General features: G+C 44.2%; 35 protein-coding genes. 34 read left to right on the top strand and 1 reads right to left on the bottom strand.

Annotated features, from left to right (window positions below; genetic code table 11):
* Positions 1–29 precede the first annotated feature (29 nt).
* From scfB to DW251_RS09290, 5 genes are all read left to right on the top strand, one after another.
* Complete coding sequence (gene scfB, locus DW251_RS09310; RefSeq protein ID WP_118300870.1) at positions 30–1,430, top strand: thioether cross-link-forming SCIFF peptide maturase; 1,401 nt, start codon at positions 30–32, stop codon at positions 1,428–1,430.
* Between the two features lie 3 nt (positions 1,431–1,433).
* Entirely contained in the window at positions 1,434–2,564 is a 1,131-nt protein-coding gene (tgt, locus tag DW251_RS09305) for a tRNA guanosine(34) transglycosylase Tgt (protein WP_021869445.1), read from the top strand.
* A gap of 73 nt (positions 2,565–2,637) precedes the next feature.
* Positions 2,638–2,916 (top strand): preprotein translocase subunit YajC, encoded by a 279-nt coding sequence (gene yajC, locus DW251_RS09300; RefSeq protein ID WP_021869444.1) that lies wholly within the window; start codon positions 2,638–2,640, stop codon positions 2,914–2,916.
* Between the two features lie 118 nt (positions 2,917–3,034).
* Positions 3,035–3,652, top strand: a complete 618-nt coding sequence (locus DW251_RS09295) for an HAD family phosphatase (RefSeq protein ID WP_021869443.1) — start codon at positions 3,035–3,037, stop codon at positions 3,650–3,652.
* Positions 3,653–3,984: 332 nt separating this feature from the next.
* Positions 3,985–4,884, top strand: a complete 900-nt coding sequence (locus tag DW251_RS09290) for a S8 family peptidase (protein WP_021869442.1) — start codon at positions 3,985–3,987, stop codon at positions 4,882–4,884.
* Positions 4,885–4,923: 39 nt separating this feature from the next.
* Here the strand turns inward: DW251_RS09290 and DW251_RS09285 are convergent, their stop codons facing one another.
* The gene (locus DW251_RS09285) at positions 4,924–5,784 is read right to left on the bottom strand and encodes a class I SAM-dependent methyltransferase (RefSeq protein WP_021869441.1); all 861 of its coding nucleotides are present in this window, start codon (positions 5,782–5,784) and stop codon (positions 4,924–4,926) included.
* A 287-nt stretch (positions 5,785–6,071) separates the two neighbouring features.
* Between DW251_RS09285 and DW251_RS09280 the strand changes: the two genes are divergently transcribed.
* The 29 genes from DW251_RS09280 (at position 6,072) to rpsK (ending at position 21,725) form a co-directional block, all read left to right on the top strand.
* A complete protein-coding gene (locus tag DW251_RS09280) occupies positions 6,072–7,442 on the top strand; it encodes a cell wall-binding protein (RefSeq protein WP_118300842.1) in 1,371 nt (456 codons plus the stop codon).
* Between the two features lie 471 nt (positions 7,443–7,913).
* Positions 7,914–8,231, top strand: a complete 318-nt coding sequence (gene rpsJ, locus DW251_RS09275; protein WP_021869433.1) for a 30S ribosomal protein S10 — start codon at positions 7,914–7,916, stop codon at positions 8,229–8,231.
* A gap of 178 nt (positions 8,232–8,409) precedes the next feature.
* The gene (rplC, locus tag DW251_RS09270) at positions 8,410–9,045 is read left to right on the top strand and encodes a 50S ribosomal protein L3 (RefSeq protein ID WP_021869432.1); all 636 of its coding nucleotides are present in this window, start codon (positions 8,410–8,412) and stop codon (positions 9,043–9,045) included.
* Between the two features lie 28 nt (positions 9,046–9,073).
* Entirely contained in the window at positions 9,074–9,694 is a 621-nt protein-coding gene (rplD, locus tag DW251_RS09265) for a 50S ribosomal protein L4 (RefSeq protein ID WP_021869431.1), read from the top strand.
* Entirely contained in the window at positions 9,694–9,993 is a 300-nt protein-coding gene (gene rplW, locus DW251_RS09260) for a 50S ribosomal protein L23 (protein WP_021869430.1), read from the top strand. The genes rplD and rplW overlap by 1 nt, the downstream gene beginning before the upstream one ends.
* A 95-nt stretch (positions 9,994–10,088) precedes the next feature.
* Positions 10,089–10,934, top strand: a complete 846-nt coding sequence (rplB, locus tag DW251_RS09255) for a 50S ribosomal protein L2 (protein ID WP_021869429.1) — start codon at positions 10,089–10,091, stop codon at positions 10,932–10,934.
* A gap of 19 nt (positions 10,935–10,953) precedes the next feature.
* The gene (gene rpsS / locus DW251_RS09250; protein WP_021869428.1) at positions 10,954–11,238 is read left to right on the top strand and encodes a 30S ribosomal protein S19; all 285 of its coding nucleotides are present in this window, start codon (positions 10,954–10,956) and stop codon (positions 11,236–11,238) included.
* A 31-nt stretch (positions 11,239–11,269) separates the two neighbouring features.
* Positions 11,270–11,656 carry a 50S ribosomal protein L22 gene (rplV, locus tag DW251_RS09245; RefSeq protein WP_021869427.1) on the top strand — a complete coding sequence of 129 codons (387 nt, stop codon included), beginning with the start codon at positions 11,270–11,272 and terminating at the stop codon, positions 11,654–11,656.
* A 13-nt stretch (positions 11,657–11,669) separates the two neighbouring features.
* Complete coding sequence (gene rpsC / locus DW251_RS09240; protein WP_021869426.1) at positions 11,670–12,326, top strand: 30S ribosomal protein S3; 657 nt, start codon at positions 11,670–11,672, stop codon at positions 12,324–12,326.
* Complete coding sequence (rplP, locus tag DW251_RS09235) at positions 12,326–12,763, top strand: 50S ribosomal protein L16 (RefSeq protein ID WP_021869425.1); 438 nt, start codon at positions 12,326–12,328, stop codon at positions 12,761–12,763. The genes rpsC and rplP overlap by 1 nt, the downstream gene beginning before the upstream one ends.
* On the top strand, positions 12,753–12,956 hold the full coding sequence (gene rpmC, locus DW251_RS09230; RefSeq protein ID WP_002566506.1) for a 50S ribosomal protein L29: 204 nt from the start codon (positions 12,753–12,755) through the stop codon (positions 12,954–12,956). The genes rplP and rpmC overlap by 11 nt, the downstream gene beginning before the upstream one ends.
* Positions 12,956–13,228 (top strand): 30S ribosomal protein S17, encoded by a 273-nt coding sequence (gene rpsQ / locus DW251_RS09225; protein ID WP_021869424.1) that lies wholly within the window; start codon positions 12,956–12,958, stop codon positions 13,226–13,228. Before rpmC ends, rpsQ begins: the two co-directional genes overlap by 1 nt.
* Before the next feature lie 21 nt (positions 13,229–13,249).
* A complete protein-coding gene (gene rplN / locus DW251_RS09220; protein WP_118300840.1) occupies positions 13,250–13,618 on the top strand; it encodes a 50S ribosomal protein L14 in 369 nt (122 codons plus the stop codon).
* 14 nt (positions 13,619–13,632) lie between these two features.
* Positions 13,633–13,938, top strand: a complete 306-nt coding sequence (gene rplX, locus DW251_RS09215; RefSeq protein ID WP_118300838.1) for a 50S ribosomal protein L24 — start codon at positions 13,633–13,635, stop codon at positions 13,936–13,938.
* Positions 13,939–13,961: 23 nt separating this feature from the next.
* Positions 13,962–14,501, top strand: a complete 540-nt coding sequence (rplE, locus tag DW251_RS09210; protein WP_118300836.1) for a 50S ribosomal protein L5 — start codon at positions 13,962–13,964, stop codon at positions 14,499–14,501.
* Between the two features lie 16 nt (positions 14,502–14,517).
* Positions 14,518–14,703: a type Z 30S ribosomal protein S14 gene (locus DW251_RS09205; RefSeq protein ID WP_002566501.1), complete on the top strand. Its 186-nt coding sequence runs from the start codon at positions 14,518–14,520 to the stop codon at positions 14,701–14,703.
* A gap of 90 nt (positions 14,704–14,793) precedes the next feature.
* Complete coding sequence (gene rpsH, locus DW251_RS09200; protein WP_118300834.1) at positions 14,794–15,195, top strand: 30S ribosomal protein S8; 402 nt, start codon at positions 14,794–14,796, stop codon at positions 15,193–15,195.
* A gap of 255 nt (positions 15,196–15,450) precedes the next feature.
* Entirely contained in the window at positions 15,451–15,993 is a 543-nt protein-coding gene (gene rplF, locus DW251_RS09195; RefSeq protein ID WP_021869278.1) for a 50S ribosomal protein L6, read from the top strand.
* 18 nt (positions 15,994–16,011) lie between these two features.
* Complete coding sequence (gene rplR, locus DW251_RS09190; RefSeq protein ID WP_021869277.1) at positions 16,012–16,380, top strand: 50S ribosomal protein L18; 369 nt, start codon at positions 16,012–16,014, stop codon at positions 16,378–16,380.
* 17 nt (positions 16,381–16,397) lie between these two features.
* The gene (gene rpsE, locus DW251_RS09185) at positions 16,398–16,907 is read left to right on the top strand and encodes a 30S ribosomal protein S5 (protein ID WP_021869276.1); all 510 of its coding nucleotides are present in this window, start codon (positions 16,398–16,400) and stop codon (positions 16,905–16,907) included.
* A 15-nt stretch (positions 16,908–16,922) separates the two neighbouring features.
* Complete coding sequence (gene rpmD / locus DW251_RS09180; RefSeq protein ID WP_021869275.1) at positions 16,923–17,105, top strand: 50S ribosomal protein L30; 183 nt, start codon at positions 16,923–16,925, stop codon at positions 17,103–17,105.
* A gap of 26 nt (positions 17,106–17,131) precedes the next feature.
* Entirely contained in the window at positions 17,132–17,572 is a 441-nt protein-coding gene (gene rplO / locus DW251_RS09175) for a 50S ribosomal protein L15 (protein ID WP_021869274.1), read from the top strand.
* Entirely contained in the window at positions 17,572–18,888 is a 1,317-nt protein-coding gene (secY, locus tag DW251_RS09170) for a preprotein translocase subunit SecY (RefSeq protein WP_021869273.1), read from the top strand. Before rplO ends, secY begins: the two co-directional genes overlap by 1 nt.
* A gap of 94 nt (positions 18,889–18,982) precedes the next feature.
* Positions 18,983–19,627 carry an adenylate kinase gene (locus DW251_RS09165; protein ID WP_021869272.1) on the top strand — a complete coding sequence of 215 codons (645 nt, stop codon included), beginning with the start codon at positions 18,983–18,985 and terminating at the stop codon, positions 19,625–19,627.
* 3 nt (positions 19,628–19,630) lie between these two features.
* Positions 19,631–20,377, top strand: coding sequence for a type I methionyl aminopeptidase (map, locus tag DW251_RS09160; RefSeq protein ID WP_118300832.1), 747 nt, complete (start codon positions 19,631–19,633; stop codon positions 20,375–20,377).
* Positions 20,378–20,406: 29 nt separating this feature from the next.
* Positions 20,407–20,625: a translation initiation factor IF-1 gene (infA, locus tag DW251_RS09155; RefSeq protein ID WP_021869270.1), complete on the top strand. Its 219-nt coding sequence runs from the start codon at positions 20,407–20,409 to the stop codon at positions 20,623–20,625.
* A gap of 99 nt (positions 20,626–20,724) precedes the next feature.
* Positions 20,725–20,838 (top strand): 50S ribosomal protein L36, encoded by a 114-nt coding sequence (rpmJ, locus tag DW251_RS09150; RefSeq protein WP_003497809.1) that lies wholly within the window; start codon positions 20,725–20,727, stop codon positions 20,836–20,838.
* A gap of 26 nt (positions 20,839–20,864) precedes the next feature.
* Positions 20,865–21,233 (top strand): 30S ribosomal protein S13, encoded by a 369-nt coding sequence (gene rpsM / locus DW251_RS09145; protein WP_021869269.1) that lies wholly within the window; start codon positions 20,865–20,867, stop codon positions 21,231–21,233.
* Positions 21,234–21,320: 87 nt separating this feature from the next.
* Positions 21,321–21,725, top strand: a complete 405-nt coding sequence (gene rpsK / locus DW251_RS09140; protein ID WP_002566488.1) for a 30S ribosomal protein S11 — start codon at positions 21,321–21,323, stop codon at positions 21,723–21,725.
* Positions 21,726–21,744 lie beyond the last annotated feature (19 nt).

Genomic DNA, 21,744 nt, shown 5'->3' with positions numbered 1-21,744 from the left:
TATTACGTTTAGAAAGAGAGATTTTAATTTTGATTCATCAGTATATTAATAATGGTTATCATATTGTTCTGGATGTGAACAGCGGTTCCGTCCATGTAGTAGATCCGGTGGTTTATGACGCCATCGCAGCAGTTTCAGAACAGGTTCCGGAAATGGACAAGCCTGAGAAGCTTTCTGAAGAAGTAACTGCAAATGTTCATAAAAAATTAGACGAGACCTATGGAAGTGAAATGGTCTGTGAAGCACTGGAAGATATTCAGGAGCTGATCGATACAGAACAGCTTCTTACCCGTGACATTTATCGTGACTTTGTTTTAGATTTTAAGAAGCGCAAGACCGTTGTAAAAGCGCTCTGTCTGCATATTGCACACGACTGCAACCTTGCCTGTCGTTACTGCTTTGCGGAAGAAGGAGAGTATCATGGCCGCCGTGCTTTAATGAGCTATGAAGTTGGTAAGAAAGCACTGGATTTCCTGGTAGCTAATTCCGGAAACAGAGAGCATCTGGAAGTGGATTTCTTCGGCGGAGAGCCTCTTTTAAACTGGAAGGTAGTAAAACAGCTGGTTGAATACGGCCGCTCCTTAGAAGAGGCAAACCACAAGAAGTTTCGTTTTACATTAACCACCAACGGCGTTCTCTTAAACGATGAGATCATGGAATTCTGCAACCATGAGATGAGCAATGTAGTATTAAGCCTGGATGGCCGCCGTGAGATCAATGACAAGATGCGTCCGTTCAGAAACGGCAGCGGCAGCTATGATATGATCGTTCCGAAGTTCCAGAAGTTTGCTGAGAGCAGAGGACAGAAGAATTACTATGTAAGAGGTACTTTCACAAGAAATAACCTGGATTTTGCAGATGATGTGATCCATTATGCAGATCTGGGATTCCAGCAGATGTCCATGGAGCCGGTAGTAGCTGATCCTGCAGAGGATTATGCCATCCGTGAAGAGGACATTCCTCAGATCTTAAAAGAATATGACAAACTGGCATTAGAATACATCAAGCGTAAAAAAGAGGGCAGAGGTTTTAACTTCTTCCACTTTATGCTGGATTTAACAGCAGGTCCATGTGTTGCAAAACGTCTGGCTGGCTGCGGTTCCGGTACGGAGTATCTGGCAGTTACCCCATGGGGCGATCTGTATCCATGCCACCAGTTTGTAGGCAATGAGAAATTCCTTCTTGGAAATGTAGACACAGGTATTGTAAATACAGAGACCCGTGATGAGTTTAAGCTTTGCAATGTATATGCAAAAGAAACATGCAAGGACTGCTTTGCAAGATTTTACTGCAGCGGTGGATGTAGTGCAAATGCCTATAATTTCAGTGGTTCTATTAACGGCGCATATGAGATCGGCTGCGAGATGCAGAAAAAGAGGATCGAATGTGCCATCATGATCAAGGCTGCTTTGGCAGACGAAGAGGCATAATATATGAAATATCAGGTAATAACCAAAGATGGACGGGCGAAACGTGCCCAGATGGAAACCGTACATGGAACCATCCAGACACCGGTTTTCATGAATGTAGGAACTGTAGGCGCTATTAAAGGCGCTGTATCTACCGATGACCTGCGCCAGATCGGCACCCAGGTAGAGCTTTCCAATACCTACCACCTTCATGTGCGTACCGGCGACAAGCTGATCAAGGAGTATGGCGGACTGCATCAGTTTATGAACTGGGATAAGCCGATCCTTACAGACTCCGGCGGTTTCCAGGTATTCTCCCTTACAGATCTGCGCAAGATCAAGGAAGAAGGCGTATACTTCCGCTCCCACATTGACGGACATAAGATCTTCATGGGACCGGAAGAAAGTATGCAGATCCAGTCAAATCTTGGTTCCACCATTGCCATGGCTTTTGACGAGTGCCCACCAAGCCATGCAGATTATGATTATATCCGCAATTCCGTAGACCGCACTACACGCTGGTTAAAGCGCTGTAAGACAGAAATGGATCGTTTGAATTCCCTTCCGGACACCATTAACAAAGAACAGCTGTTGTTTGGCATCAACCAGGGCGGTGTTGTAGATGAGATCCGTATCCAGCATGCAGAAACCATTAAAGAGCTGGACCTGGACGGCTATGCTATCGGTGGTCTGGCTGTAGGTGAGACACATGAGGAAATGTATCACATCCTGGATGTGACGGTACCTCATCTGCCGGAAGATAAGCCTGTATATCTTATGGGGGTAGGAACACCTGCCAATATCTTAGAGGCAGTAGAGCGTGGGGTAGATTTCTTTGACTGTGTTTACCCATCCAGAAACGGCCGTCATGGTCATGTATACACCAACCATGGCAAATTAAATCTGTTTAACCAGAAATATGAACTGGACCACAGCCCGATTGAAGAAGGCTGCCAGTGTCCGGCCTGCCGTTCCTACAGCAGAGCCTATATCCGTCATCTGTTAAAGGCAAAAGAAATGCTGGGAATGCGGTTATGTACCTTGCATAATTTGTATTTTTATAATAAAATGATGGAGGAGATCCGCGACGCCATCGAAGAACACCGTTTCGCAGAATACAAGGCAGCTAAACTTGCCGGTATGGAAGGCAAATAGCAGGTAGAAGCGGGTAAACAAAAAACTATAACTGCTGCGGCGAGGCGGCAGCAGATGTGAAGGAGGAAAAACCATGCAGGGAATGGGCTTTATAGTTATCTATATCGTATTTTTTGCAGCTCTGATCTATTTTACTTCAATCCGTCCACAGAAGAAGGAAAGACAGAAACAGCAGGAGATGTTAAGCAGCGTTGCTGTAGGAGATACCATTCTTACTACCAGCGGTTTTTACGGTGTGATCATTGATATGACCGATGATACCGTGATCGTTGAGTTCGGCAGCAACAAAAACTGCCGTATCCCAATGCAGAAAGCTGCGATCGTTCAGGTAGAGAAGCCAGAGACAAAATAAGACTGGTTTTTTACAAAGAAAATGAACATTAAAAATGTCGGAGGTTTGGAGCTTGGCAGCCGGTCTGCACAGGTGAGAACGTCCGGCATTTTTGCATAATAAGAAAGGCGGGGTTATTTTGATCAGGAATATTGTATTTGATATGGGAAAAGTTCTAATGGATTATTCTGGTATGCCGGTATGCCGTCATTTTACAGACAATGAGGTACTGGCAAAGAGAGTCTGCACGGCTGTGTTTGATTCACCGGAATGGGTTCTTTTGGATATGGGAGTGATCACGGAGGAAGATGGTATTAAGAAGATGATCAGCCGTCTGGATACAGAAGAAGAAAAAGAACTGGCTGTGAAGTCTTTCGACCATTGGCATGAGTATAATCTGGTCCAGAAGCCGGAGATGGGAGATCTGGTCCGGGATCTGAAAGCAAAAGGCTACGGCATCTATTTATGCTCCAATGCATCTGTACGTATGCTTACCTGCTACAAAGAGGTGCTGCCGGCAGTAGAATGCTTTGACGGGATCCTGTTTTCCGCAGAAGTTCTGTGCATGAAACCACAGAAAGAAATGTATGGTCATTTCTTTGAACGGTTCGGTCTGAAACCGGAAGAGTGCTATTTTATTGATGACCTGCCAAATAATATTGCAGGAGCGAAAGCCTGCGGTATGGACGGTTACTGCTTTGCAGACGGGGATGTGGAAAAGTTAAAACGCACACTTTACGAATCTGTCCTTTCGTAATTCATAGTAAGAGTGGATTGCTACGCACGTGCTCATTTCGCCTCAGCCCGTCCAATGACTGTGTATCCATGCAAGTAAGCTTGCCTGTATCCTCAGTCGCTGTACGGGACTCTTACTGCAATCTTAAGACTTTCTTAATAATCTATTCAAAGAACATTCAAACATTTCCGGCGATTGCATGATATACTTTAGTTACATAAGAAATGCACGAAAGTTTAAGAACTATCCTTCAACCCTTTTTGAAAATCCGAAATCCTTAGAAGAAAGCTCCGTACTGACAGGTACGGAGCTTTTTTCTGCGCATACAGTATAAGAAAAGGGATTTTTTAATTGTGAATCGGGCAAGAATGGAAATTCACTGTGATGAGGCGGCTTTAAAGGGAATTACCGGAAAGGGCGTCGGTGTTGCAGTTTTAGATACAGGCATCTACCTTCATGAAGACCTGAAAGGAAAGATACAGGGATTTAAGGACTTTGTCCATGGAAAAAAGCTTCCTTATGATGATAATGGTCATGGAACCCATATTGCAGCTATGATCGCAGGCAGCGGTCTTGCCTCAGGCGGCCTTTTAAAGGGGATCGCACCGGGAAGCAGTATTACAGCGATCAAGGTTTTAGATCACAGAGGAAATGGATATGCGGCAGATGTTTTAATGGGACTTAGGTGGATCCGGGAACACAGGAAAGAATATGGCATACGGATCATAAATATTTCTGTAGGATCCCTTACCAGACGGGAAATGACGGAAAATTCCGCCTTGGTAAAAGGGGTAAATGCTGCCTGGGATGACGGCTTGGTAGTGGTGGTGGCTGCAGGAAATCATGGTCCTGCTCCGGGAACTGTGACTACGCCGGGGATCAGCCGGAAAGTGATCACAGTAGGCTGTTCTGATGATGACCGGGAGGTAGAGGTGATGGGAAGCAGAATGGTGGATTATTCCGGCAGAGGTCCTACCAATGCCTGTGTGTGCAAGCCAGATCTGGTAGCACCGGGCTGCGGGATCATCAGCTGCTGTAATGAACCGGGCCGGTATTTTATAAAATCAGGTACAAGCATGTCTACGCCTCTTGTATCCGGTGCTATTGCCCTGCTTTTGGAAAAATATCCGTCTATGAGTAATAAAGACGTTAAACTGCGGATCAGGGAGCGGGCAGTCGATCTGGGACTTCCCCATAACCAGCAGGGCTGGGGAAAACTGGACGTAAAAAGACTGCTGGCAGATGAAATATGATCTTATCATCTGTCAGCAGCCTGCAAAGAATATCGTATTTTATTTCTCCCAACGTCCGGAAGCGCCACACGGAAGCACCAGACCGTTCTGGGAAACAGGAAGACCTACTTCCTCCGCTTTTACAGTTCCGCCGAATTTTGGTACGATCTCAACGCCCATCATATAGGAAAGAACAGATGGCGCAAGACCGGTGGTATAAGAGTTGATCAAGAAGAACAGCGGATCATCAGAAAGCAGCTGTACACACAGCTTTACTAATGGGTGAATGGCATCTTCGATCTTCCAGATCTCGCCCTTTGGTCCGCGGCCATAAGATGGAGGATCCATGATAATGGCATCGTAGTGATTTCCACGGCGGATCTCGCGCTCTACGAATTTGACACAGTCATCTACGATCCAGCGGATCGGAGCATCAGACAGGCCGGAAGAATGGGCATTTTCCTTTGCCCAGGTAACCATACCCTTAGAAGCATCTACGTGGGTCACGCTGGCTCCTGCTTCGGCAGCTGCCAGTGTAGCACCTCCGGTATAGGCAAACAGGTTTAATACCTTTACAGGGCGTCCTGCTTTGCGAATCTTATCACCAAACCAGTCCCAGTTTGCAGCCTGTTCCGGGAAAAGACCGGTATGCTTAAAACTGAAAGGCTTTAAATTAAAGGTAAGTTCTTTATAATTGATCGTCCACTGCTCCGGCAGATCAAAAAATTCCCACTCACCGCCGCCTTTGCTGCTGCGATGATAATGTCCGTTCATTTTCTTCCAGCCTTTGTGTTTCTTTGGGGTATCCCAGATCACCTGAGGATCCGGACGCACCAGAAGATAATCTCCCCAGCGCTCTAATTTTTCACCTTTGGAACAGTCAATTACTTCATAATCTTTCCAACCGTCGGCAAGCCACATAAATTTGATAACCTCGTTTCTTCTATTTATAATATATATGATATCCTGTATTCCGCCCAGGGCGGATGTTATAGTACGGTTTTGTATCATAGGACTCCAATTGAGTATAGTCTATTTTAATAGGGTCCGTCAAGAGATTTGAGTACCAGTGACATATTCTTGTAATAGAATTGAAAGATTAATCTGGTTGAACTATAAGAAAACTCTTGGTACAATAGTTATAAAGCGCAAACTGTATATTTACAGCAGTTTCGGGGTGAAAGCAGAAGAAGAGAGGAACAGGGCATATGAGGAAAAAAATGAAAGCAGCCTGGTTTCTGGCAGCGTTACTATCAGCAGGGCTGGCAGCGTTCCCGGCTATGGCAGCACAGGGATGGGCACAGGAAAACAGCAGCTGGGTCTACTATGACAGCAATGGAAATAAAGTATATAATGAATGGAAAAAGGGAGCTGACGGCCAGTGGAGATATCTGAACGGAGAAGGATATATGGCTGTAAATGCATGGGCAGACTCTGATTATTATGTAGACAGCAATGGCATTATGGTTACGGACAAATGGTTAAAGACTACTTCTGACGGCGGAGAAGAAGAGTGGTACTATTTTGGAAGCAGCGGAAAGACCATAGATGACACCTGGAAGAAGATCAATGATAAGTGGTATCATTTTGACGGAAACGGCCGTATGGAAACAGGCTGGATCTTAGACGATATGTATTATACCGGAGATGACGGTGTGATGCGTACCGGCTGGCAAAAACTGTATCCGCCGGATAATTACGAGGAAGACTCCAACAAAGTGATCCCGGGAGCTGAGGGCGGTACATTAGATTACGGCGAAGATGGCCAGTATTGGTACTATTTTGGAACAAACGGCAAGAAATATGTTCCAAGTGACGGCAACGACAACGGAGATTATGGCACCAGAAAGATCGATGGCATTTACTATTGCTTTGATGATGACGGCATTTTACAGATGGGCTGGAAGAATGTAAGAGGAAGTTCTGACTCGATCAAAGACTATATGTACTTTGGCTCTGACGGAAAGGCAAAGATCGGTTGGTATTCCATAGAACCGCCGGAAGACTTAGAAGGTTATGATGGAGATGTAGAATGGTTCTACTTTGCAAATAATGGAAGGCCAAAAGCTGCAGACTCAGATCACCTTACCACACAGGATCTGACCAAGATCAGTGGAAAGACCTACTTATTTAATAAGCGTGGCAATCCGGTCTATGGACTTAAGAAGGTCTATATCGGATCCGGTGACAGCAACTGGACCGCGTTCTATTTTGGAACCAAGACACAGAGCTGTGTACAGCGTGGAAAGATGAAAGTAGAAGAAGATGATGGAAACAAGACAGATTTCTACTTCAGTGAAAACGGCCGCGGCTATACCGGTGTAAAAGATAATTACCTCTATTATAAAGGAAAGCTTCAGAAAGCTACAGATGGTCAGAAGTATGTATGCTATAAGATCGACAGCAGCAACTATGTAGTAAATTCTTCCGGAAAGGTTATGAAAAACTCTACTGTAAAGACCAGTGACGGAGTGAAGTTTAAAACAAGCTCCAGCGGCTCTTTAAGTACAGCAGATGATGATAACGATGTAAGCTCTTATTTCACAGAGCCGGAAGAACCGATCTGTACAGAGGACTGATAAAATGATATCTGTTTCTTCTATAATAAATAGGATCAGATCAGGATGTGCTGATGCAGGGATTAACAGTACCGGTATTAATGTATTACTGATGTATTAATTATAGAAAGAACAGGGCAGAATAAAGGGAAACAGGTGGTAAAAAGCCTGTTTCCTTTTTTAATAAAACCCCTTATAAAAATTATTTAGAAAAATACAAAAAAATGCTTGCATTTCTCTGGAATATATGTTATCTTAGAACAGCTGTGACATGATAGCAAAGAAACGTGAGGTTGCTGCCTTACAAAAGGCAGGTTTTCCGTGGAGCGAATGTCAAGTTAGGAAACTGGCGACAAGTCACTGTACCAATTAAAGAAACTGCAATTTAGGGCAGAATCAGTGTGTAGTTCTGTGAGGACACACACGGAAACGTGTACAGTCACCGCTTGTCGTACTTGGTTTATAAAGTGCGAAAAGGAGGCGACTTTTTTTATGGCAAGTCAAGTAATGAGAATCACATTAAAAGCTTATGATCATCAGTTAGTAGATCAGTCCGCTGGAAAGATCATCGAGACAGTAAAAAAGACAGGATCTCAGGTGAGCGGACCAGTGCCGTTACCAACTAAGAAAGAGGTTGTAACAATTCTGCGTGCGGTTCATAAGTACAAAGATTCCAGAGAGCAGTTCGAGCAGAGAACTCACAAGAGACTGATCGATATCACTGCACCAAGCCAGAAGACAGTAGATGCACTGTCCAGACTGGAAATGCCAGCTGGTGTGTCCATCGACATCAAGATGAAGACCAAATAATCCCAGTAAGCATTAATGATTATGTTTATATCCTGAAGGGTTTAGATATAGAAGCAACACTACATTCCTGTAGGAATCAACATACCGGCAACGGTTCATAGTGTTCCACGTATATTAGGCTGTTCTAGGATGAATGCGAAAGCATTCCGCTGTAGATCATGAAACAGGAGGTAAGACAATGAAGAAAGCGATTTTAGCAACAAAAGTCGGAATGACCCAGATCTTCAATGAGAATGGTGCGTTAGTTCCGGTAACCGTACTTCAGGCAGGACCTTGTGTAGTAACTCAGGTTAAGACCGAAGAGAACGACGGTTACAAAGCAGTACAGGTTGGTTTCGTTGATAAGAGAGAAAAACTTGTTAACAAACCACAGAAAGGCCACTTTGATAAGGCTGGCGTATCTTACAAGAGATATGTGAGAGAATTCAGATTTGAGAATGCGGAAGAGTATTCTGTAAAGGATGAGATCAAGGCTGAGATCTTCGCAGCAGGCGATAAGATCGATGCAACCGCTATTTCCAAAGGTAAAGGCTTCCAGGGCGCAATCAAGAGACACGGACAGCACAGAGGACCTATGGCTCATGGTTCCAAGTTCCATCGCCATCAGGGTTCCAACGGTTCCGCAACTACCCCAGGCCGCGTATTCAAGGGCAAGGGAATGCCTGGACAGATGGGTCACAAGCAGATCACTGTTCAGAATCTTGAAGTAGTTAAGGTTGATGCCGAGAACAACCTGATTCTGGTTAAGGGTGCAGTTCCAGGACCTAAGAAATGCCTGGTTACTGTAAAGGAAACCGTTAAGGTTGAGAAGTAAGCTTTTATAGGAAAGGAGGAATACACAGATGGCAAACGTATCTGTTTACAATATGGAAGGTAATGAAGTTGGCACATTAGAACTGAACGATGCCGTGTTCGGTGTAGAAGTAAACGAGCACCTGGTACATCTTGCAGTTGTTGCACAGCTTGCTAATAAGCGTCAGGGAACACAGAAAGCTAAAACACGTTCTGAGGTTTCTGGCGGTGGCAGAAAGCCATGGAGACAGAAGGGAACCGGTCATGCAAGACAGGGTTCAACAAGAGCTCCACAGTGGAAAGGCGGCGGTGTTGTATTTGCACCAACTCCTAGAGACTACACAATCAGACTGAACAAGAAGGAAAAGAGAGCAGCTCTTAAGTCCGCTCTGACAAGCCGTGTTCAGGAGAACAAGTTCATCGTTGTTGAAGAACTTAAGTTTAACGAGATCAAGACAAAGAACTTTAAGAATGTTCTGAACAATCTGAAGGTTAACAAAGCTCTGGTTGTTTTAAGCGAGAGCGATGAGAACGCAGTATTATCCGCAAGAAACATTGCTGATGTTAAGACTGCTCAGGTTGGAACCATCAATGTATACGACATTCTGAAGTACAACACAGTTGTTGCTAGTAAGGCAGCTGTTGCATCCATCGAGGAGGTATACGCATAATGGCAGATATCAAATACTATGACGTCATCTTAAAACCAGTTATCACTGAGAAGAGCATGAACGCTATGGGTGATAAGAAGTATACTTTCATGGTACATGTAGACGCTAACAAGTCTATGATCAAAGAAGCAGTTGAGAAGATGTTCCCAGGAACCAAGGTTGCTTCCGTAAACACCATGAACTGCGATGGCAAGACAAAGAGAAGAGGAATGACTTTCGGAAAGACCGCTGCTTCCAAGAAGGCTATTGTTAAGCTGACCGAGGATAGCAAGGAGATCGAAATCTTCCAGGGCTTATAATTTAAGACCCATCACCCCGCCGGGTATGTGCCCGGCCGGAGAACTTATACGGCTCTTATGACAGCCGTGAAAAGAAAAGAAAAGGAGTAAATGTCATGGGAATTAAGAAGTATAATGCTTATACACCTTCCAGAAGACATATGACCGGTTCTGATTTCAAGGAAATCACCAAGACAACTCCAGAGAAGTCTCTGGTAGTATCTCTGGCTAAGAACGCTGGTCGTAACAATCAGGGTAAGATCACTGTTCGTCACAGAGGCGGCGGCAGCAGAAGAAAATATAGAATTATCGATTTCAAGAGAAACAGCAAGGATGGTATCCCGGCAACCGTTATCGGTATCGAGTACGATCCAAACAGAAGTGCAAACATCGCACTGATCTGCTATGCAGATGGTACCAAGTCTTATATCTTAGCTCCTCAGGGCTTAACTGATGGAATGAAGGTTATGAGCGGTGACACTGCAGAAGCAAAAGTTGGTAACTGCATGCCACTGTATCATGTTCCAGTAGGTACTCAGGTACACAACATTGAGCTGTATCCTGGCAAGGGTGGTCAGCTGGTTCGTTCCGCTGGTAACTCTGCTCAGCTTATGGCTAAGGAAGGCAAGTATGCAACCTTACGTTTACCTTCAGGTGAAATGAGAATGGTTCCGATCATCTGCCGCGCAACAATCGGTGTTGTTGGCAATGGCGAACACTCCCTGATCAACATTGGTAAAGCTGGTAGAACCCGTCACATGGGCATCAGACCTACAGTTCGCGGTTCCGTTATGAACCCGAATGATCATCCACACGGTGGTGGTGAAGGAAAGACCGGTATCGGCCGTCCAGGTCCATGCACACCTTGGGGCAAGCCTGCTCTGGGTCTGAAGACCAGAAAGAAAAACAAGCAGTCTAATAAGTTGATCGTAAGAAGACGTGATGGCAAAACCATCAAATAATTAAGGAGGTTAAGAACACATGGCTCGTTCACTGAAAAAAGGACCATTTGCAGATGCACATCTGTTAAAGAAAGTAGACGCTATGAATGCAGCAGGACAGAAGCAGGTAATCAAGACCTGGTCCCGTCGTTCAACAATCTTCCCTCAGATGGTTGGTCACACAATCGCTGTACATGACGGAAGAAAACACGTTCCGGTATACGTTACTGAGGATATGGTAGGACACAAACTGGGTGAGTTCGTAGCAACCAGAACCTACAGAGGCCACGGTAAAGACGAGAAGAAGTCCGCTGTTAGAAAGTAATCCACAGGTAAATTGAAAGGAGGTTTTACAAATGGCAAGAGGACATAGATCCCAAATTAAGAGAGAAAGAAATGCCCAGAAGGACACCAGACCAAGCGCAACACTGTCTTACGCTAGAGTGTCTGTCCAGAAGGCTTGCTTTGTATTAGATGCCATCAGAGGCAAAGATTTACAGACCGCACTTGGTATTGTAACTTACAATCCTAGATATGCTTCCAGCTTAGTAAAGAAGTTACTGGAATCAGCAGCAGCAAACGCTGAGAACAATAACAACATGGACCCTGCAAAACTGTACGTAGAAGAGTGCTACGCAAACCAGGGACCGATCATGAAGAGGGTTAGACCGAGAGCTCAGGGCCGTGCTTACAGAATCGAGAAGAGAATGAGCCACATCACTGTAGTTCTGAATGAGAAATAAATAGGAGGCAAATATGGGACAGAAAGTTAATCCACACGGCATTAGAGTCGGTGTTATTAAAGACTGGGATTCCAGATGGTATGCAGAAGCTGATTTTGCAGACAACCTGGTTGAAGACTATAATATTAGAAAGTTCCTTAAGAACAAATTAAAGAGCTCCAGCGTTTCCAAGATCGAGATCGAGCGCGCATCTGACAGAGTGAAAGTTATCATCTACACTGCTAAGCCAGGCGTTGTTATCGGTAAGGGCGGCGCAGAGATCGAAAAGCTGAAAGCAGAAGTTCAGAAGATGACTGCTAAGAAGCTGTTCGTAGACATCAAAGAAATCAAGAGACCAGACAGAGATGCTCAGCTGGTTGCTGAATCTATCGCACAGCAGCTTGAGAACCGTGTATCCTTCCGCCGTGCTATGAAGTCTACCATGAGCAGAACCATGAAGGCTGGCGTTAAGGGTATCAAGACTGCAGTTGCAGGTCGTTTAGGCGGTGCTGATATGGCTCGTACAGAGTTCTACAGCGAAGGTACTATTCCGCTTCAGACATTAAGAGCAGATATTGACTATGGTTTCGCAGAAGCAGATACAACCTACGGCAAGATTGGCGTTAAGGTATGGATCTACAAAGGCGAGGTACTTCCTACTAAAGGAAATAAGGAAGGGAGCGATAAATAATGTTAATGCCTAAGAGAGTTAAGCGTCGTAAACAGTTCCGTGGATCTATGGCCGGCAAGGCATTAAGAGGCAATACGATCTCTAACGGTGAGTACGGTTTAGTCGCTACTGAACCATGTTGGATCAAATCAAACCAGATTGAAGCAGCCCGTGTTGCTATGACCCGTTACATTAAGCGTGGTGGTAAAGTCTGGATCAAGATTTTCCCGGATAAACCTGTAACAGCAAAGCCAGCAGAAACCCGTATGGGTTCCGGTAAGGGCGCTCTGGAGTACTGGGTAGCAGTTGTAAAGCCAGGCCGCGTATTATTCGAGATCGCTGGTGTACCAGAGGAAACAGCTAAGGAAGCACTTCGTCTTGCTATGCACAAACTGCCATGCAAGTGCAAAATTGTTTCTAAAGCAGATTTAGAAGGCGGTGATAACAGTGAAAACTAATAAGTTTGTAGAAGAGTTAAAGAATAAGTCAGCAAATGAGCTGAATGAAGAGTTAGTAGCTGCGAAGAAGGAACTGTTTAATTTAAGATTCCAGAATGCAACCAATCAGTTAGACAACACATCCCGGATCAAAGAAGTTCGCAAGAACATCGCTCGTATCCAGACTGTTATCACTGAGAAGGCTAATGCTTAATGAAAGGAGAACTTACCGTGGAAAGAAATTTAAGAAAAACCCGTATCGGTAAAGTGGTAAGCAACAAGATGGATAAGACCATCGTTGTAGCAATCGAGGACCACGTAAAGCACCCAATGATCGGTAAGATCGTTAAGAAAACCGTTAAGCTGAAAGCTCATGATGAGAACAATGAGTGCGGCATCGGTGATACTGTAAAAGTAATGGAAACAAGACCACTGTCCAAGGATAAGAGATGGAGACTTGTTGAGATTATCGAGAAAGCAAGATAATTAGGGAAGGAGTTAACAGGTATGGTTCAGCAGGAAACAAGACTTAAGGTTGCCGACAATACCGGTGCAAAAGAACTTCTCTGCATCCGTGTATTAGGTGGTTCAACCAGAAGATATGCAAATATCGGCGATGTCATCGTTGCTTCTGTTAAAGATGCAACACCAGGCGGTGTTGTAAAGAAGGGCGATGTTGTAAAGGCTGTAGTAGTTCGTACCGTTAGAGGCGCTCGCCGTAAAGACGGTTCTTACATCAAGTTCGATGAGAACGCAGCAGTTATTATTAAGGATGACAAGACTCCAAGAGGAACTCGTATCTTTGGGCCTGTAGCTAGAGAATTAAGAGACAAGCAGTTCATGAAGATTGTCTCCTTAGCTCCAGAAGTATTATAAGGAGGGTGTCCACTGTGCAGAAAATCAAGAAAGACGATTTAGTAGTAGTAATCGCAGGAAAAGATAAAGACAAACAGGGAAAGGTACTCTCTGTTGACGTAAAGAAGAACAAAGTTCTGGTTCAGGGCTGCAACATGGTTACAAAGCACACCAAGCAGTCTCCAGCTAACCCACAGGGCGGCATCGTGAATCAGGAGGCTCCAATTGATATCTCCAATGTAATGCTGGTAGTAGACGGCAAGGCAACCAGAGTTGGCTTTGAAGTAAGAGACGGAAAGAAAGTCCGCGTTGCTAAGAAGACCGGTAAGGTTGTTGAATAATTCAGGAGAGGAGGAAAAAAACGTTGGCTAGATTAAAAGAACAGTATCAGAACGAATTCGTAGACGCTCTGATTAAGAAATTTGGATATAAGAACGTTATGCAGGTGCCGAAGCTTGATAAGATCGTTATCAACATGGGCGTAGGCGAAGCTAAGGAAAATGCCAAGGTTCTGGATTCCGCAGTTAGAGATCTGGAGATCATCTCCGGTCAGAAGGCTGTAACAACCAAGGCTAAAAAGTCTGTTGCAAACTTCAAGATCCGTGAAGGCATGGCAATCGGTTGCAAGGTAACCCTTCGTGGTGAGAGAATGTACGAATTCCTTGATCGTCTGATCAACCTGGCACTGCCACGTGTACGTGACTTTAGAGGTGTTAACCCTAACGCATTTGATGGCAGAGGAAACTATGCTCTTGGTATCAAAGAGCAGCTGATTTTCCCTGAAATTGAGTACGATAAAGTTGACAAGGTAAGAGGTATGGATATCATCTTCGTTACCACCGCTAATACTGACGAAGAAGCGCGTGAACTTTTGACATTATTCAATATGCCTTTTGCAAAATAGTTAGGAGGAAACATTCATGGCTAAGACTTCAATGAAGATCAAACAGCAGCGTCCTGCTAAATTCTCTACCAGAGAGTACAATCGCTGCAGAATCTGTGGCCGTCCACATGCTTACCTGAGAAAATATGGTATCTGCCGTATTTGTTTCCGTGAGTTAGCATACAAGGGTCAGATTCCTGGCGTTAAGAAAGCAAGCTGGTAGGCTGAAGGCTCGTTACAGCGTCTGACAGCATAGGTTGTCAGACCTGGCGGGTGAAGATAGATAGAATTTAGAAAAGGAGGCATTTTCAAAATGACAATGAGCGATCCAATTGCAGATATGCTTACAAGAATCCGTAATGCAAACACTGCAAAGCATGATACAGTAGATGTACCTTCTTCCAAGATGAAATTAGCTATCGCTGATATCCTGGTAAATGAAGGTTATATTGCAAAGTACGATCTGGTAGAGGATGGCGCTTTCCAGAACATCCACATTACCTTAAAGTACGGCAAAGATAAGAACGAAAAGATTATTTCCGGTATCAAGAGAATTTCCAAACCTGGTCTGCGTGTATACGCTGACAAGGAGAACCTGCCGAAGGTTCTTGGCGGTCTCGGTACTGCAATCCTCTCCACCAATCAGGGCGTGATCACCGATAAGGAAGCACGTAAGCTTGGTGTAGGCGGCGAAGTTCTGGCTTTCGTTTGGTAGGCTTTGAATACTTGGCGAGGTCTTTTCGAGCCTAGTATGAAAGCCCGTCCTGAGACTTAGCGAGGTTTTTTCGAGCTTAGTCGAATGGACGATAGTAACTTCGATTGCACTAAGTTCGTGAGAGACCTCACTAAGTGCAACGAAGTACTTTCGCACGTAAACGTTCTGGAAGACGAACGTTAAGTGCGAAATGTAACTGAAAACAGAGAGGACGCATATGTCCTCTCCGAGAATTTAAGTAGGAGGTAAAAAGGCATGTCACGTATCGGTAGAATGCCAGTTGCGATTCCAGCAGGTGTAACTGTTACAATCGCAGAAGGAAATAAGGTGACTGTAAAAGGTCCAAAGGGAACATTAGAGAGAGAGCTCCCGGTTGAGCTGACCATTGAAGAGAAGGACGGTCACGTTATCGTAAGCAGACCAAACGATTTAAAGAGAATGAAATCTTTACATGGTCTGACCAGAACCCTGATCAACAACATGATCCATGGTGTTACTGAGGGTTATGAGAAGGTTCTTGAAGTAAACGGTGTTGGTTACAGAGCTGCTAAGCAGGGAAAGAAACTGACTTTAAACCTTGGATATTCTCATCCAGTAGAGATGGAAGATCCAGAAGGTATCGAAACTGTTTGCGACGGACAGAACAAGATCATCGTTAAAGGTATCAGTAAAGAAAAAGTTGGCCAGTACGCTGCTGAGATCAGAGACAAGAGAAGACCTGAGCCTTACAAGGGCAAAGGTATCAAGTATGCTGATGAAGTTATCAGACGTAAAGTTGGTAAGACTGGTAAGAAATAATTTAAGGAGAGTGTAAAAATGGTTAACAAACAGTCAAGAAGCGAAATTCGCGTAAAGAAGCACAACAGAATGCGTAACCGTTTTGCTGGCACAGCAGAGAGACCGCGTCTGGCAGTGTTTAGAAGTAATAATCATATGTATGCTCAAATTATCGACGATACGGTTGGTAACACACTGGTTGCTGCTTCCACAGTTGAGAAAGAGATCAAGGCTGAACTGGAGAAGACAAATGACAAGGCAGCTGCAGCATACGTTGGTACAGTAATTGCAAAGAGAGCCCTTGAAAAAGGTATCAAGGAAGTTGTTTTCGATAGAGGCGGCTTTATTTATCAGGGTAAGATTCAGGCATTAGCAGATGCAGCTCGTGAAGCTGGTCTGGATTTCTAATAGAGAGGAGAACAAACATGAAGCGTACAATTATTGATGCCAGTCAGTTGGAGCTGAATGATAGAGTAGTGGCAATCAAGAGAGTATCCAAGACTGTTAAAGGTGGACGTACCATGAGATTTTCCGCTCTGGTAGTAGTTGGTGACGGAAACGGCCATGTGGGCGTAGGCTTAGGCAAGGCCGGAGAAGTTCCGGAAGCAATCCGCAAAGGTAAAGAGGCTGCTGTAAAGAGCCTTGTAGAGATCCCGATCGATGAGAACAAGAGTATTCCTCATGACTTTATCGGAAAATTCGGCAGTGCAAGCGTTCTGTTAAAGAGAGCTCCAGAAGGTACCGGTATCATCGCTGGTGGCCCTGCTCGTGCCGTTGTTGAGTTAGCTGGAATTAAGAACATCCGTACAAAGTCCTTAGGTTCCAATAACAAGACCAATGTAGTTCTTGCAACTGTTGCAGGTTTAACTGCATTAAAGACACCAGAAGAGTTCGCAAGACTTCGCGGTAAATCTGTTGAAGAAATCGTAGGCTAATAGGAGGAAATAGACATGGCAGAGAAGTTAAGAATCACATTAGTCAAGTCCCCTATCGGTGCTATTCCAAAGCAGAGAGCAACTGTTGAGGCACTTGGACTTGGAAAAATGCACAAAACAGTTGAAATGCCAGATAATGGCGCTGTTAGAGGCATGATTCAGAGAGTAAGACATTTAGTTAAGGTTGAAGAAATCTAATTCAGATAAAGTAAGGAGGTGCAGTCATGGAGTTATCTAATTTACAGCCTGCTGCAGGTTCAAAGCATAGCGATAATTTTAGAAGAGGCCGCGGCCATGGTTCAGGCAATGGTAAGACCGCTGGTAAGGGCCATAAGGGTCAGAAGGCTCGTTCTGGAGCACCAAGACCAGGCTTTGAAGGTGGACAGATGCCATTATACAGACGTCTGCCAAAGCGTGGATTCACCAATATGAATTCTAAGCACATTGTTGGCATTAACGTAAGCGCACTGGAAAGATTCGACAACGATACAGTTGTTACTGTAGAGACTCTGCTTGAGTCCGGTATCGTTAAGAACCCAAGAGATGGTGTTAAGATTCTTGGAAACGGAGAATTAACCAAAAAGCTGACTGTTAAGGTAAATGCATTCAGTGAAAGTGCAAAATCTAAGATTGAGGCTTTAGGTGGAACCTGCGAGGTGATCTAATGTTCAAAACGATTAGAAACGCTTTTAAGGTAAAAGAGCTTCGTGGGAAGATCCTTTATACCTTTATGATGCTGGTAGTCATTCGATTTGGCTGCCAGCTGCCTATTCCGGGAATTGAGACATCATTCTTTGCGAATTGGTTTGCGAAACAGACAACCGATGTGTTCGGTTTCTTTAATGCGATGACCGGTGGATCATTTTCATCCATGTCTATCTTCGCATTAAGCATCACACCGTACATCACTTCTTCCATTATCATCCAGCTGCTGACAATTGCTATTCCTAAACTGGAAGAGATGCAGAAGGATGGAGAAGAAGGAAGAAAGAAAATTCAGGAATACACCCGATATACCACTGTAGGACTTGCGCTGCTGGAATCAAGTGCCATGGCAATTGGTTTTGGACGTCAGGGACTTCTTCTGGATTACAATGCATGGAACGTGATCGTAGCGATCATCACTATGACAACAGGAAGTGCACTGTTAATGTGGATCGGTGAGCAGATCACTGACAAGGGTGTAGGAAATGGTATTTCCATCGTGCTTCTGTTTAACATCCTGTCAAGTGTTCCCGATGATATGAGAAGCCTTTACTATCGTTTTATATTTGGTCAGTCCTTCGCAACAATGGCTGTAGCAGTATTACTGATCGCAGTAGTTCTCTTAGCTATGGTAGTCTTTGTAGTCGTTTTAAACGATGCAGAGAGAAGGATTCCAGTTCAGTATTCCAAAAAGATGGTAGGACGCAAGATGGTTGGTGGTCAGGCTACCAACATTCCGTTAAAGGTCAACACCGCAGGTGTTATGCCGGTTATCTTCGCATCTTCCATTATGTCTTTCCCTGTTGTAATTGCTCAGTTCTTTACTGTTGATTACAGCTCTATCGGTGGAAAGATCTTAACAATGCTGAATTCCGGCTCATGGTGCAAACCATCCCAGCCAATCTATTCTATCGGTTTGATAATTTATATCGTACTGTTGTTCGTGTTTGCATACTTCTATACATCGATTACCTTTAATCCGTTGGAAGTTGCTAACAATATGAAGAAGCAGGGAGGCTTCATTCCCGGCATTCGTCCCGGCAAGCCCACCAGCGATTATTTAAATAAGATTTTGAATTATATTGTTTTCATTGGTGCAGTTGGCCTTACAGTAGTAGCGATCGTCCCGATCCTTGCATCCGGACTTTTAGATGTGAGCCGTATCTCATTTTCAGGTACCTCACTGATCATTATTGTAGGCGTAGTACTGGAGACAATTAAAGCAGTAGAATCTCAGATGCTTGTGCGTTATTATAAGGGATTTTTGAACGATTAACACAACAGTTGGATCAGTCAATCTGCCTTTGTGGTATTCCACAAGGGCGGATTTATTGCGTTATAGGACTTTTTTGAGAGGAGAAAAACTTTTCATGAAGATCATCATGTTAGGAGCTCCGGGCGCAGGAAAAGGCACCCAGGCAAAGAAAATTGCAGCTAAGTACAGTATTCCACACGTTTCCACAGGAGACATTTTCAGAGCGAATATTAAAAACGGAACAGAACTGGGCATGAAGGCTAAGTCTTTCATGGACGCAGGCGGTCTTGTACCGGATGAGATCACGATTGGAATGCTGTTAGACCGTATCCATGAAGCAGACTGCGTAAACGGATATGTACTGGATGGTTTCCCAAGAACGATCCCTCAGGCAGAAAGTCTTACAAAAGCGTTAAGCGAAAGAGGCGAAGCAGTTGATTATGCAGTAAACGTAGATGTACCAGATGAGAACATCATCAACCGTATGTCCGGACGTCGTGCATGCTTAAACTGTGGCGCTACCTATCATATTGTTTACAATCCTTCCAAGAAAGAAGGAATCTGTGATACCTGCGGACAGCAGCTGGTATTAAGAGACGATGACAAGCCTGAAACTGTAAAGAAGAGACTGTCTGTATATCATGATCAGACACAGCCTCTGATCGACTATTATAAGAATGAAGGCATTCTGGCAGAAGTAGACGGAACAAAAGACATGGAAGAAGTATTCCAGGATATTGTTAATATTTTAGGAGCATAAAAAATGGTAACGATCAAATCAGAACGGGAAATTGAATTAATGCGGGAAGCCGGAAAGATCCTGGCAAAAGTTCATGAGGAACTGGGCAAGGTAGTAAGACCGGGAATTTCCACCAAGGAAATCGACCGCATCTGTGAAGAGATGATCCGCAGCTATGGCTGCATCCCATCTTTCCTCGGTTATGAAGGATATCCTGCTTCTGTATGTATCTCTATTAATGATGAAGTCGTTCACGGCATTCCAAATAAGCACCGTTACTTAAATGAAGGTGACATTGTAAGCCTTGACACCGGAGTCATCTGGAAGGGATATCAGTCAGACGCAGCAAGAACTCACATGATCGGAGAGGTAACTCCTCAGGCCAGAAAGCTGGTTGAAGTAACTCAGCAGAGCTTCTTTGAAGGAATAAAGTTTGCAAAAGCTGGCAATCATCTCTATGATATCTCAGCAGCAATCCAGAAATATGCAGAAAGCTTCGGTTTCGGAGTTGTAAGAGATCTGGTTGGACATGGTATTGGAACCGATATGCATGAAGAACCGGAGATCCCCAACTTCGCACAGAAGAGAAAAGGCATCAAGCTGGCAGCCGGTATGACACTGGCAATTGAACCAATGATCACTGCAGGACGTTACGATGTAGCCTGGATGGACGACGGCTGGACCGTTGTAACAGAAGATGGTTCACTTGCTTCCCATTATGAAAACACCATCCTGATCACGGATGGAGAACCTGAGATCTTATCTTTGTAACACCCCATAAGCATTAGGAGGGAAAGAATATGTCCAAAGCAGACGTAATTGAAATTGAAGGAACCGTAGTAGAGAAGCTGCCAAACGCAATGTTCCAGGTTGAACTGGAAAATGGCCATCAGGTTCTGGCACATATCAGCGGAAAACTCCGTATGAATTACATTCGCATTCTTCCAGGCGATAAAGTAACTTTGGAAATGTCTCCATACGACCTTTCCAAGGGCAGAATCATCTGGAGAGATAAATAAAAATAATTTAAAAATAGATCAAAAAAAGACTTGCATTACCAAAAAATATTTGATATAATGCTTTAGCAACTTTGTTGGTCTATAGAAAGGAGAATTACTGTGAAGGTTAGATCATCCGTTAAGCCGATCTGCGAAAAGTGCAAGATCATTAAAAGAAAAGGCAGTATCAGAGTAATTTGCGAAAATCCAAAGCATAAACAGAGACAAGGTTAATTATTTTTAGGAGGTGTACTACACACATGGCTCGTATTTCAGGTGTTGACTTACCAAGAGAAAAACGTGTTGAGATCGGTCTTACTTACATCTACGGAATTGGTAGAGCAAGCTCCAACCGCATCTTAGCAGAAGCTGGCGTAAACCCAGACACTCGCGTTAAGGATTTAACCGATGATGAGGTTAAAAAGCTGGCTAGCATCATCGCTGACACTCAGACTGTAGAAGGTGATCTTCGTAGAGAGATCGCAATGAACATCAAGAGACTTCAGGAAATTGGATGCTACAGAGGAATCCGTCATAGAAAGAGCCTGCCGGTTCGCGGACAGAAAACAAAGACCAACGCGAGAACCTGCAAGGGTCCAAGAAAAACGGTAGCAAATAAGAAGAAGTAATTTAGTAACATGGTAACCGAATTCGATTTGTATGTTTTAAAAACAGGAGAGCGAATTCAAGTAAATGAGAAAGTAGGTTAGTTTAAAATGGCTAAAAAAGTGTCCACTACAGCAAAAAAAGTGACAAAAAAGCGTGTAAAGAAAAACGTTGAACGCGGACAGGCACATATCCAGTCATCTTTTAATAACACAATCGTTACATTAACTGATGCGCAGGGTAACGCTTTATCATGGGCAAGTGCCGGTGGTCTGGGATTTAGAGGTTCAAGGAAATCTACTCCTTATGCAGCTCAGATGGCAGCAGAAACTGCTACAAAGGCAGCTCTTGTACATGGCTTAAAGTCAGTAGACGTTATGGTTAAAGGACCTGGTTCAGGTCGTGAAGCAGCAATCCGTGCCCTTCAGGCATGTGGTCTGGAAGTAACCAGCATCAAGGATGTAACCCCAGTTCCACACAACGGATGCCGTCCACCAAAGCGTAGAAGAGTCTGATTGATTTAATTAGGAGGTA

The organism is Clostridium sp. AM22-11AC (assembly GCF_003473545.1).
Taxonomy (GTDB): domain Bacteria; phylum Bacillota; class Clostridia; order Lachnospirales; family Lachnospiraceae; genus Enterocloster.
This window is presented reverse-complemented; position numbering and strand designations above follow the sequence as displayed.

Bases quoted from the DNA above. Each gene is read 5' to 3' on its own strand.
- rplD (WP_021869431.1), top strand. From the start codon at position 9,074: ATGGCAAACGTATCTGTTTACAATATGGAAGGTAATGAAGTTGGCACA.
- rplP (WP_021869425.1), top strand. From the start codon at position 12,326: ATGTTAATGCCTAAGAGAGTTAAGCGTCGTAAACAGTTCCGTGGATCT.
- DW251_RS09280 (WP_118300842.1), top strand. From the start codon at position 6,072: ATGAGGAAAAAAATGAAAGCAGCCTGGTTTCTGGCAGCGTTACTATCA.
- rpsQ (WP_021869424.1), top strand. From the start codon at position 12,956: ATGAAAGGAGAACTTACCGTGGAAAGAAATTTAAGAAAAACCCGTATC.
- yajC (WP_021869444.1), top strand. From the start codon at position 2,638: ATGCAGGGAATGGGCTTTATAGTTATCTATATCGTATTTTTTGCAGCT.
- rplC (WP_021869432.1), top strand. From the start codon at position 8,410: ATGAAGAAAGCGATTTTAGCAACAAAAGTCGGAATGACCCAGATCTTC.
- rpsC (WP_021869426.1), top strand. From the start codon at position 11,670: ATGGGACAGAAAGTTAATCCACACGGCATTAGAGTCGGTGTTATTAAA.
- rplV (WP_021869427.1), top strand. From the start codon at position 11,270: ATGGCAAGAGGACATAGATCCCAAATTAAGAGAGAAAGAAATGCCCAG.
- rplR (WP_021869277.1), top strand. From the start codon at position 16,012: ATGGTTAACAAACAGTCAAGAAGCGAAATTCGCGTAAAGAAGCACAAC.
- map (WP_118300832.1), top strand. From the start codon at position 19,631: ATGGTAACGATCAAATCAGAACGGGAAATTGAATTAATGCGGGAAGCC.
- rpmD (WP_021869275.1), top strand. From the start codon at position 16,923: ATGGCAGAGAAGTTAAGAATCACATTAGTCAAGTCCCCTATCGGTGCT.
- secY (WP_021869273.1), top strand. From the start codon at position 17,572: ATGTTCAAAACGATTAGAAACGCTTTTAAGGTAAAAGAGCTTCGTGGG.
- DW251_RS09165 (WP_021869272.1), top strand. From the start codon at position 18,983: ATGAAGATCATCATGTTAGGAGCTCCGGGCGCAGGAAAAGGCACCCAG.
- rpsJ (WP_021869433.1), top strand. From the start codon at position 7,914: ATGGCAAGTCAAGTAATGAGAATCACATTAAAAGCTTATGATCATCAG.
- tgt (WP_021869445.1), top strand. From the start codon at position 1,434: ATGAAATATCAGGTAATAACCAAAGATGGACGGGCGAAACGTGCCCAG.
- DW251_RS09205 (WP_002566501.1), top strand. From the start codon at position 14,518: ATGGCTAAGACTTCAATGAAGATCAAACAGCAGCGTCCTGCTAAATTC.
- rplW (WP_021869430.1), top strand. From the start codon at position 9,694: ATGGCAGATATCAAATACTATGACGTCATCTTAAAACCAGTTATCACT.
- rpsM (WP_021869269.1), top strand. From the start codon at position 20,865: ATGGCTCGTATTTCAGGTGTTGACTTACCAAGAGAAAAACGTGTTGAG.
- rpsH (WP_118300834.1), top strand. From the start codon at position 14,794: ATGACAATGAGCGATCCAATTGCAGATATGCTTACAAGAATCCGTAAT.
- rplN (WP_118300840.1), top strand. From the start codon at position 13,250: ATGGTTCAGCAGGAAACAAGACTTAAGGTTGCCGACAATACCGGTGCA.
- infA (WP_021869270.1), top strand. From the start codon at position 20,407: ATGTCCAAAGCAGACGTAATTGAAATTGAAGGAACCGTAGTAGAGAAG.
- rpsE (WP_021869276.1), top strand. From the start codon at position 16,398: ATGAAGCGTACAATTATTGATGCCAGTCAGTTGGAGCTGAATGATAGA.
- rplB (WP_021869429.1), top strand. From the start codon at position 10,089: ATGGGAATTAAGAAGTATAATGCTTATACACCTTCCAGAAGACATATG.
- rpsS (WP_021869428.1), top strand. From the start codon at position 10,954: ATGGCTCGTTCACTGAAAAAAGGACCATTTGCAGATGCACATCTGTTA.
- rplF (WP_021869278.1), top strand. From the start codon at position 15,451: ATGTCACGTATCGGTAGAATGCCAGTTGCGATTCCAGCAGGTGTAACT.
- DW251_RS09285 (WP_021869441.1), bottom strand. From the start codon at position 5,784: ATGTGGCTTGCCGACGGTTGGAAAGATTATGAAGTAATTGACTGTTCC.
- rplO (WP_021869274.1), top strand. From the start codon at position 17,132: ATGGAGTTATCTAATTTACAGCCTGCTGCAGGTTCAAAGCATAGCGAT.
- rpsK (WP_002566488.1), top strand. From the start codon at position 21,321: ATGGCTAAAAAAGTGTCCACTACAGCAAAAAAAGTGACAAAAAAGCGT.